General features: G+C 35.4%; 2 protein-coding genes. Both read right to left on the bottom strand.

From position 1 onward, the window contains the following. Window positions 1–757 (bottom strand): TdeIII family type II restriction endonuclease (locus ACHZAX_RS00010; protein ID WP_320017583.1); only part of this gene is annotated, 757 nt, incomplete at its 3' end. 49 nt (window positions 758–806) lie between these two features. Then, window positions 807–1,731: DNA cytosine methyltransferase (locus ACHZAX_RS00005; protein ID WP_320017582.1), on the bottom strand; the 925-nt coding region annotated here is incomplete at its 5' end.

Below are 1,731 nucleotides of genomic sequence, written 5' to 3'. Positions count from 1 at the left end.
TTTCTCGCAATTCGGTAAATGCTTCTACAATCAGTTCGTATGTGTCTGTTAATCCTGAGCAGAAATTCCAAAACTGATTTTCAACCCAAGCCTCATTATCTCGTTCGAGAGGCAATCCTTTCCCGATTGTTTTATCCCAAAAATCTCCATTGTGTGGATTATACGGAAATACAATTCTTGATTCAGCTCTTTTGTCGGGATATCTTGAATAGAAATAAGCATACCAATTTAAAACTTGTTCTGTGCAACTCACTAGTGCAGATAAATTCGGTTGAACGGTTTTTGTGTCAAAAAAGTAATTTATCCCGTCCTTTTTTAGCCAAATATCAACTCCACGCCCTTTAGGTGCTTGCTCAAATGTTTCAATTGGTCTTGTCAAGAATGATTGACATACTCGCTTGATTTCTTCGTGACTTGAAACAGCATTGTAAACGCCACTACGTCTTTTCCTCTCATCAATGATTGTTTGCAAAGTATTATTGAGGTTCGATGGCATATTTACAGGACATTCCAAATTGGAATTGATTATTTGAAAACCGTTTTCTATTGCAAGTGCTTTCGCTAATGGTTCCCATAAAGTTGTTCCAAGAGATGTTTCCAATCCGCCAACTATTGACCTAATCTTTCTTTCTTTTGGAATGATTAAATCAAGAATTTGAAATTTTGCTTTCTTTGTTAATGCTCTGTGTGCAAATGAAATAATGCTACTTTTGACAGTCTCGCGAATGATTCTTTTGGCTTCGTTGTTTGTTAACATAAACTTAGTGAATGATTTTAATTCAAAAGTAGCTATAATATTTTGAAAATTAGGTTTCTTTATAGTACTTGTTTAAGAATGAAACGATTGAATAGCCAATCTCTTTAGCTAAATTTACAGGAACGGCATTACCAATTTGTTTGTATTGTTGTGTAACTGAACCTGAGAAATTCCAATCGTCTGGAAATGTTTGTATTCTTGCGTATTCTCTTACTGTAAATGGGCGTGTTTCATCGGGATGGCATCGTTCAGTTTGTTTTTGTGCAGGACTGCACGTTAATGTTAAACTTGGTTCATTCCAACTCATTCTGCGAGCCATCCCAGTTTTTCCTCCGCCAAGATAAAAGCTTTTACCCATATATGATTTTTGAACATCAATAGGTAAATCTCTCCAATATCCGCCTGGAGGAACAAGTTCTAATACTTCCTTTTTGCTTTGTGGGTATGGTGAGCCTTTCGATTCAGGCACGTCACAATTATAAAGTTCTCCTTTTTTTAAAGCATCTTTTAAATTATATATTTTTTTGCTCGGTTTTGGAAAATCAAATAATTCGGGCGATATATCTTTTCTAATACCTACGATTAATATTCTTTCTCGTTTTTGTGGTACGTGGTAAAAAATAGCTTTTAGAATTTTAGGCGGAATAACTGTATAGCCGATTTCATCTAAAACAGAAATCATACCTTCAATTGTTTTTCCTCCATCGTGATTTAGCAACCCTCTAACATTTTCGCCAACACATATTGGTGGCATCACTTCTTGAACAATTCGGGCAAATTCATAAAATAACGTACCTCGAGCATCTTTTAATCCCAATTTTTTACCTGCGTAACTAAATGCTTGACACGGAAATCCTCCAGTAACAACATCAATTTTCCCTTTATAGTCAGCAAAAGAAACGTTTTTTATGTCATCTTCTATCACATTCCAATCGGGTCTGTTTTTACGTAATGTTTCAGATGCCCAATGGTCA

The sequence above is a fragment of the Labilibaculum manganireducens genome (genome assembly GCF_963665805.2).
Classification (GTDB): Bacteria; Bacteroidota; Bacteroidia; order Bacteroidales; family Marinifilaceae; genus Labilibaculum; species Labilibaculum manganireducens.
Note: the sequence above shows the minus strand (reverse complement) of the source record. Positions and strands in the feature narration are given on the sequence as shown.